General features: G+C 69.2%; 8 protein-coding genes and 1 pseudogene. 3 read left to right on the top strand and 6 right to left on the bottom strand.

Annotated elements, in window-relative coordinates:
• Both C3488_RS41095 and C3488_RS22155 read right to left on the bottom strand, forming a co-directional pair.
• Positions 1 to 212 (bottom strand): hypothetical protein (locus C3488_RS41095; protein ID WP_219822328.1); only part of this gene is annotated, 212 nt, incomplete at its 3' end.
• 458 nt (positions 213 to 670) lie between these two features.
• Positions 671 to 1,249 carry a TetR/AcrR family transcriptional regulator gene (locus C3488_RS22155; protein ID WP_103842007.1) on the bottom strand — a complete coding sequence of 193 codons (579 nt, stop codon included), beginning with the start codon at positions 1,247 to 1,249 and terminating at the stop codon, positions 671 to 673.
• A 90-nt stretch (positions 1,250 to 1,339) separates the two neighbouring features.
• Here C3488_RS22155 and C3488_RS22150 point away from each other — a divergent pair, with 90 nt between their 5' ends.
• The 3 genes and pseudogenes from C3488_RS22150 to C3488_RS22135 form a co-directional block, all read left to right on the top strand.
• The gene (locus C3488_RS22150) at positions 1,340 to 1,786 is read left to right on the top strand and encodes a DUF1772 domain-containing protein (protein ID WP_103842017.1); all 447 of its coding nucleotides are present in this window, start codon (positions 1,340 to 1,342) and stop codon (positions 1,784 to 1,786) included.
• Positions 1,787 to 2,105: 319 nt separating this feature from the next.
• A complete protein-coding gene (locus C3488_RS22145) occupies positions 2,106 to 2,531 on the top strand; it encodes a DUF4267 domain-containing protein (RefSeq protein ID WP_103842005.1) in 426 nt (141 codons plus the stop codon).
• A gap of 341 nt (positions 2,532 to 2,872) precedes the next feature.
• Positions 2,873 to 3,391 (top strand): annotated as a pseudogene (locus C3488_RS22135) (IS5 family transposase); the annotation flags it as partial.
• Here C3488_RS22135 and C3488_RS22130 read toward each other — a convergent pair.
• The 4 genes from C3488_RS22130 to C3488_RS22115 form a co-directional block, all read right to left on the bottom strand.
• Complete coding sequence (locus C3488_RS22130) at positions 3,392 to 4,174, bottom strand: endonuclease/exonuclease/phosphatase family protein (RefSeq protein ID WP_103842001.1); 783 nt, start codon at positions 4,172 to 4,174, stop codon at positions 3,392 to 3,394.
• Between the two features lie 299 nt (positions 4,175 to 4,473).
• Positions 4,474 to 5,253 carry an SDR family oxidoreductase gene (locus tag C3488_RS22125; protein ID WP_103841999.1) on the bottom strand — a complete coding sequence of 260 codons (780 nt, stop codon included), beginning with the start codon at positions 5,251 to 5,253 and terminating at the stop codon, positions 4,474 to 4,476.
• Positions 5,250 to 5,882: a nuclear transport factor 2 family protein gene (locus C3488_RS22120; RefSeq protein WP_103841997.1), complete on the bottom strand. Its 633-nt coding sequence runs from the start codon at positions 5,880 to 5,882 to the stop codon at positions 5,250 to 5,252. The genes C3488_RS22125 and C3488_RS22120 overlap by 4 nt, the downstream gene beginning before the upstream one ends.
• Before the next feature lie 44 nt (positions 5,883 to 5,926).
• Positions 5,927 to 6,772: an NAD(P)-dependent oxidoreductase gene (locus tag C3488_RS22115; RefSeq protein ID WP_103841995.1), complete on the bottom strand. Its 846-nt coding sequence runs from the start codon at positions 6,770 to 6,772 to the stop codon at positions 5,927 to 5,929.
• Between the last annotated feature and the right edge of the window lie 72 nt (positions 6,773 to 6,844).

Below are 6,844 nucleotides of genomic sequence, written 5' to 3'. Positions count from 1 at the left end.
ACCTCACGGGCATCCGCGACCGCGCGCTGGTCCTGATGCACTTCGCCGTCGTCGGCCGCGAGGACGAACTGGCCTTCGCGCGCGTCCGCGACTTCGCCGAGCCCCCGGGTGGCATCCGGGCCGACCTGTGCGTGGCCAAGGTCCGGCCCGGCATCGTGCCGGTCCCTACGGCTCGCGGCCCTCGATCTGCCCGGTCCGCGCCTGGCAGGCATGGGAGGAGGCCGCCGGCCTGGACGACCCCGAGGGGTACGCATGGCGCCGTCTGCGCAACCGCTGGCACACCGTCATGAAGACCGGACTGCAGCCGGAGTCCATCTGCGCGTCGTCACCCGCGCCGGCGAACGCGCCGGGACCGAGATCCGCTTCACCGGCCACCGCCTCCGCCGCGGCCTCGCCAGGTCCTCACGCATGAAGGGCCACGACCAGATCGTCACAGCCAAGCAGGGCGGATGGGCTGCGCACTCCAAGGTGCTCGTCGGTCGGCTACCTCGAAGTGGTCGACCAGTGGGAGGACGACGCCCTGCTCGACGTGTTGCAGCGCACTTGCCCTGACTCCGCACTGGCCTGGGGCTTACAGGGCGGCGGCCGTCTCGGTTGTCAACCGAACAGGCTCGGTCAGGCAGGCGGCGGGGTCCGAGGGCCCCGGCCGCGTGCCCGCCGGGACGGTGTGTCAGAGCACAGCGAGCCGGTCCACCAGGAGTTCCACCCTGTGCTCGGTGTACTCCGGCGGCAGCCGTCCCGCCCGGGTCAGGGTCGCGATGCCGTGCAAGCACGCCCAGAACACTTCGGTGAACAGCCCCGGGTCGACGCCTTCCCCGGCGACCTCGCCGAGGCTCTCCAGCAGGGCGGCGAAGGCGTCCTTCAGAGGCTCGGGGGTGTCCTCCTGCGCGTACGCCAGGCCGCCGTCGAGCTGGAACAAGGCGTCGTAGACCGCCGGGTTGCGTGCGGCGAAGTCGAGGTAGGCGTGGGCAAGGGCGGCGACCCGGGCGCGCGGGCCGTCCGCGGCCAAGGTCGCGGCCCGCACCGCCGCGGCCAGTTCGGCGGCCCCCTGAAGGGCGACGGCGCCGATGATCTCGCGCTTGCCGCGGAAGTGGCTGTAGAGGACGGGCTGACTGTATTCGATGCGCTCGGCGAGCCGGCGGGTGGTGACTGCGTCCCAGCCCTGCTGCTCGGCGAGTTCGCGGGCGGTCGCCACGATGAGGCGCTCGCGCTCCACCCGTTCGCGTGCCTTGCGTTCCTGTACCGACATGAATCGATCCTAGCATCGCTAGACAACCGAGCGGCAGCAGTACTAGCGTTGCCTCATCAGCTAGCAACGCTAGTTCACGGAGGGATCGTCATGCTCAACGCACTCGAGGTCGTCACCACCGTCGTCGTCGGCCTGATGGTGGGGGTGGAGTTCTCCGTCGCCTTCATCATGAACCGGATCCTGGACGCGCTTCCCGAGGACAGCGGCCAGCTCGGCCACGCCCACGGCGGCCGGATGCTCGGCGCACTGATGCCTTTCTGGTACATCGGCTCGCTCGTCCTCAGCGCGATCTGGGCCGTCGCCGGATGGCACCACCACGGCGCCGGACTCGTCGTCACCGCCGCCGGACTGCTGATCGTCAGCGTGGTCATGTCGATGCTGCTGCTCGTCCCGATCAACAACCGAAACAAGACCTGGACCCCCGAGAACCGGCCCGCGGACTGGAAGGAGCAGCTGAACCGCTGGGGACGCTGGCACTACGTCCGCGTCGCCGTCATCATCGCCGCCTTCACCCTGCTCGTCTCCGCCCTCGTCTGACACCACCGCTGCCCCGGCATACGCGGGTTCGCCCCTGTGTATCGACGACTTTCGTCCGTCGGGGTGAGCCCAAGAGGGCTTCGGATTTCTGACCCCGCGGGCCGACGCCGCGCCGGTGGCGCACGATCCCCACTCCTCGGGGCGGCTGACCACCGAAATCCCGACATTCGGAAATGCATCCGCCGCTCAGATCCCACACCTGCGATCCCGGCAAGCCACGCCCCTCGATCAGCCGCATCCGCACGGCCTGATCAAGCCCCACAGGACTCAGCAAGCTCCACGAAACCCACCAGGCCGACGAAGACTCGCAAGGAGAACAATGTCGCTGAAGAAGATCAACACCGTTCTGGCCGCCGCGTTCATCCTCTTCATCCTCTGGTTCGGTGGGGAGTTCATCCTGAGCCCCGAGACGACGGCGCCGAGCTTCGGCATGCCGAGCTGGCCGTCAGGCGACGGCGGCGGCTTCCTGATCATCAAGGGAATCCGCGACGTCGTCCTGGCCCTGGTCCTCGGCATCCTGCTGGTGACCGGCCACCGCCGGGCGCTGGGCTGGGCGCTGCTGGTGGAGGCCCTCGCCGCGTACGGCGACATGGCCACCGTGCTGGCCCACCACGGCTCCGTCGCCACCGCGCTCGGCGTCCACGCCCTGACCGCGACACTGATGGTGGTCAACGGCCTGCTGATAATGCGCGAGACCCGCAAGGCCGCGGTCGCTCCGGCAACACCGGCCCCGCAGCCCGCCTAGTACTCCCGCAGCGGATCGTGTCCTGAGCTGGTGCTTGTCGTTGTCCTGCTATGCAGGGGATGACCGAAGTCGCCGGCTGGACAGCCGAGTCGGAGTCGGTGTTCGCGCGAGTGGCGGGCAGGTTCGAACCAGTCCATGTTCTCGGGCCTGCTCGGTCACGCTGGCGTTGAGCCTTCCGGCGGTGGGCGTCGAGACGACGCCGACGAGTGACCCCGACACGAGGGCCGCACCTGGCGCGGCTGGCACCACCACCAACGTCGCTCCACTGCTGGGTCAGCCGGGTGACGGTGGCCGGAGACAGCCCCGCCGAGCCGCCGAGGAACTGCTCCAACGCGGGCACGAAGTCCCGGAGCCATACGGGCCCCTCGCCGGTGGACCGGGGCCGGGCCGTCTCGAAACACCACCTGATCACCGATGGGCACGGCACCCCGCTGGCGGTTCTGCTGACCGGCGGCAACCGCAACGACGTCACCCAGCTGATCCCCCTGCTCGATGCGATCCCACCGATCTGCGGCCGGGTGGGCCGGCTTCGCCGCAAACCCGATTCGCTCTTCGCCGACCGCGGCTAAGATCACGACATTTATCGAGACCAGGTCCGCGAGCGCGGCACCGTGCCCGCCATCGCCCGCCGCGGAACACGGCAGGGTACCGGGTTGGTCGGCTGTCGTTGGGTGATCGAACGAAGCTTTGCCCGGTTGCACGGTTTTCGGCGTCTAAGGATCTGCTGGGAACGACGGGCCGACATCCAGGAAGCGTTCCTCAAGCTCGCCTGCTGCCTGTTCACCCTCCGGCAACTCGGTTCACTATCAAGGCCCCGTGATGTGGTCGCCTGGCTGGCACTCCAGTCGATCCCGGCCTGATCAGCACTCCAGATCGGCTACTACGGCGAAGTGGTCTGACGGTGCTGGTTCGCTGGTCCCGGCCAGTGCAGCTGCTCGGACGATGAGGGGGTGTGCGGGCATGCCGGAGCGGGCGAGGATGTGGTCGATCCGTCCTTCAGCGAGCCACTCATCGCTGCCCACGAAGCTGTTGTTGGTGGTGAAGGTGTAGCCCGGCTGTCCGGCACAAGCGGCGGCCCAGGTGTCGACTAGAACACGGGTCAGGGCCTGGAATTCGGATGTGTCAGGGCACGAGTTGAGGTCGGCGGCGAGAATGACCGGCAGCGGACCGTCGAGAGCGGGATCCGTGAGCAGGGCCGCCAGAGCTTGGATTTGGGAAAGCCGAGCCTGGCTCCGGTCGGCATGCCAGTCAGGACAAGCCGTCACCACATGCAGGGGCCCTGCTGGGTGGTCGAACGTGACAACAAGTGCCACCGACGGGTCTGTGGCTGGCAATGGTCCATCCGTGCCGTCGGGCAGCCGTTCCCGTCGGTACTCCAAAATGGGCCAGCGGCCGAGGATCGCCAGGCCGAGCTCCACGGCGTTCGGGGCCGGAGCTGGCTCCGGCATGCGACTTCTGCTGAAGACCGCCTGCATGCCGAGCTGCGCGGCCAGATCGTCGGCCTGACCGGTGTCGTGCGTTACCCATGTCTCCTGTAGGCACACGATGTCTGGCCGTAGCGTGGCCAGAGTTTCCAGGAGCCGTGGCGCACGGTCCCGCCACGGGCCGAAACATCCCCAGACGTTCCAAGTCACCACCCGCATGCATGGGACGTTACCGCCCGGAGCGGGCAACCCGGCAACTACCGACGCGGCGCACCAGGTGCAGCTGACTCATTGTGTTGGCCCCTGTCAGACACCTCAGGGCGCGTGCGTTCTCGGGTGGTGGGACGTCACGTTCGTGACTGACGTCTGGTTCGTGGCGTTCGCAACTGGGTCCTTCCCGACCCGGTCGCGGCCGGCTCGGACAAGTTGGCACAACAAGATCTCCGACAGAGCCCCGGGCTTCCCCGTCCGGCCCCGGCCCCGGCCGTCCGGCCCGGGCCGGACGGCCGGAGTCGCGGTCAGCGGGCCCGGTAGCGGGAGGCGAGTTCGGGGCTCTGTCCGCCGAAGGCGGCGAGGTCGGACTTGAAGACCGCGTCGAGGAGCCCGGCGTCCTCGACGCCGGGGGCGCAGACGACCTCGCCGAGTTCGAGGCCGCGCAGCGCGGCGGTGACGACGTCCTCGGCGCTCATGCGCGGCACCGCACTCAGGTCGAGGCCCTGGCGCGTGTGGAATTCGGTGGCGACGACGCCGGGGCACAGCACCTGGACCTGGACGCCGGTGTCCTCCAGTTCGGCGCTGAGGGTCTGGGACATGGCGACGAGGTGGGCTAGCGAGCCGGCGTAGACGGCGCGGCGGGGCATGACGGACTTGTCGGCGGGACCGCTGAAAGCGATCATCCCGGCCACGTTGATGATCTTTCCGTGGCCGCGTTCCTGCATGCCGGCTACGGCGGCGCGGGTGAGCATGGTGGGGGCGACGACCTTGACGTGGACGAGTTCGCGGGCCTTGTCGGCGGGCAGCTCGGCGAGCGGCATGTAGTGGGCGACGCCGGCGTTGTTGACGAGCATGGCCAGCGGCTCGTCGGCGCAGATCTCGGCGACGGTGTCGACGCCGAGGTCGGTGGACAGGTCGGCGGCGACGGTGCGGACCTTGACACCGGGATGGGTGGCGGTGAACTCCTCGAGGCGGTCCTTGTTGCGGCCGACGATGATCAGGTCGTAGCCGTCCGCGGCGAGGCGTTCGGCGAATGCCTCGCCGATGCCGGAGGTGGCGCCGGTGACGAGGGCGAGCTTGCTCATGAGTGCTGTTCCTTTCGGGGGTCGGCCGAAGTGGCCTCGGTGGTGGGGCTCTGGTGGAGCCAGGTGTGTTCGGCGCGGTACTGCTCGGCGACGGCCTCGGGCTGGTCGTCGCCGAGGTGGTGATCGCCGACGGTGTAACCCTTGCGGTTCAGGTACCAAGCCAGGAACCGGTAGGACGGCCGGTAGCCGGCCAACTCGGCCGCATCGACGGCGAGCCGGGTGCTCGGCAGAACCGGGACGAGGGTGTCCTTCTCGTAGATCGAGGTGATCCGGGCGATGCGCCAGAGGCCGTCGGCGCCGCGCTCGGCCCGGTACTGCGAGCGGCAGGCGGAGGCCAGGTCCGCCTCCACCCCGTCGATGTCGATACGCCACTCGATGATCAGCGGCAGCGAGGCCAGGGCCCGGTCCCTGTGGACGCGGACGGCAGGCGGGCTGAGCCGGTGCACCGCATAGTCACCGCGCCCGGCCATGGCGCGGGTCTGGCGCACGAAGTCGGCGCCGCTGCCGGTGAACCAGCTCATCTGGACGATCGAGTCGTCGGCGAAGCAGTCGGCCATCTCGTCGTACCAGCCGCGGTCCCGGCTCTGGCGTTCGCGCAGAACCAGCTGCGTCACGTCATCAGAGGGCATGGGGCTTCCTTGAGAGAAGAGAAGGGTGAGCGGGGGTCGCCGTTTCAGGCGTTTAGGCGGTGCAGCAGCTGCGTGAGCCCGTGCGCGCCGGCCAGGCCGCGCTCGGTAACGGCGGTGGAGTCGATTCCGGCCTCGCGCATGGCCTGGTCGAACAGCTCCATATCCAGCGCCTCCACGCCGGAGAGGTGCGCTACGTTGTCGGGCCGCACCATCGTGTTCAGCAGCGACAGTGCCGCGCTGGCGGCACTGCCCAGCTTGAGGACCTCCACGAGCCGGCCGGCATCCAGCTGCAGCTCGGCGGCCAGTTCGACGATCTCCCCGATCGCGGCCTGGTTCATCATCAGCAGCGCGTTGTTGAACAGCTTCGCCGTCTGCCCCGCGCCGGCCTCACCGAGGTGCACCACGTGGCGGGAGAACGACTGGAGCACAGGCGCGCAGCGGTCGACCGCGGCCTGCGGACCGCCGACCATCGTGGTCAGCCGGCGCTCCTCGGCACCCGGACGGCCGCCGCTTACCGGCGCGTCCAACACCTCCACATCGCCCTTCGCGCACAGCTCGGCCAGCCGCACGGCGTTACCGGGCAGGCCGGTGCCGTGGTTGACGACGATCGCCCCGGGACGCAGTCCTTCGAGCAGCTGGTCGGCCAGCTCCAGGACGTCGTCATCGGTGCGCACGCACAGGCAGACGATGTCGCAGGCAGCAGCCAGCTCACCGACCGTGTCGCGCCGCTGGTGGGGCACCTGACCGAGGCCGTCCAGGGAGGCGGGGCGCCGGGCCCAGGCGTGCAGGGGAAACCCTGCTTCGGCGATCGCGGTCGCCATGGGCAGTCCCTGATCACCCAGCCCGATGAACCCCACGACGGGCCGTTCGTGCGTTCGTGGTTCTGTCATGCCTCCACGGTCGGCAGGGAACGGATGATTAGGTAGTAGACCCGTTTTCATGGGAACGGCAGTACCAGGACA

It is taken from the genome of Streptomyces sp. Ru72 (assembly GCF_002920635.1).
GTDB lineage: Bacteria > Actinomycetota > Actinomycetes > Streptomycetales > Streptomycetaceae > Streptomyces.
This window is presented reverse-complemented; position numbering and strand designations above follow the sequence as displayed.

Excerpts from the sequence above, each read along its gene's own strand:
- C3488_RS22115 (WP_103841995.1), bottom strand. The coding sequence starts at position 6,772 with ATGACAGAACCACGAACGCACGAACGGCCCGTCGTGGGGTTCATCGGG.
- C3488_RS22120 (WP_103841997.1), bottom strand. The coding sequence starts at position 5,882 with ATGCCCTCTGATGACGTGACGCAGCTGGTTCTGCGCGAACGCCAGAGC.
- C3488_RS22125 (WP_103841999.1), bottom strand. The coding sequence starts at position 5,253 with ATGAGCAAGCTCGCCCTCGTCACCGGCGCCACCTCCGGCATCGGCGAG.
- C3488_RS22130 (WP_103842001.1), bottom strand. The coding sequence starts at position 4,174 with ATGCGGGTGGTGACTTGGAACGTCTGGGGATGTTTCGGCCCGTGGCGG.
- C3488_RS22155 (WP_103842007.1), bottom strand. The coding sequence starts at position 1,249 with ATGTCGGTACAGGAACGCAAGGCACGCGAACGGGTGGAGCGCGAGCGC.
- C3488_RS22145 (WP_103842005.1), top strand. The coding sequence starts at position 2,106 with ATGTCGCTGAAGAAGATCAACACCGTTCTGGCCGCCGCGTTCATCCTC.
- C3488_RS22150 (WP_103842017.1), top strand. The coding sequence starts at position 1,340 with ATGCTCAACGCACTCGAGGTCGTCACCACCGTCGTCGTCGGCCTGATG.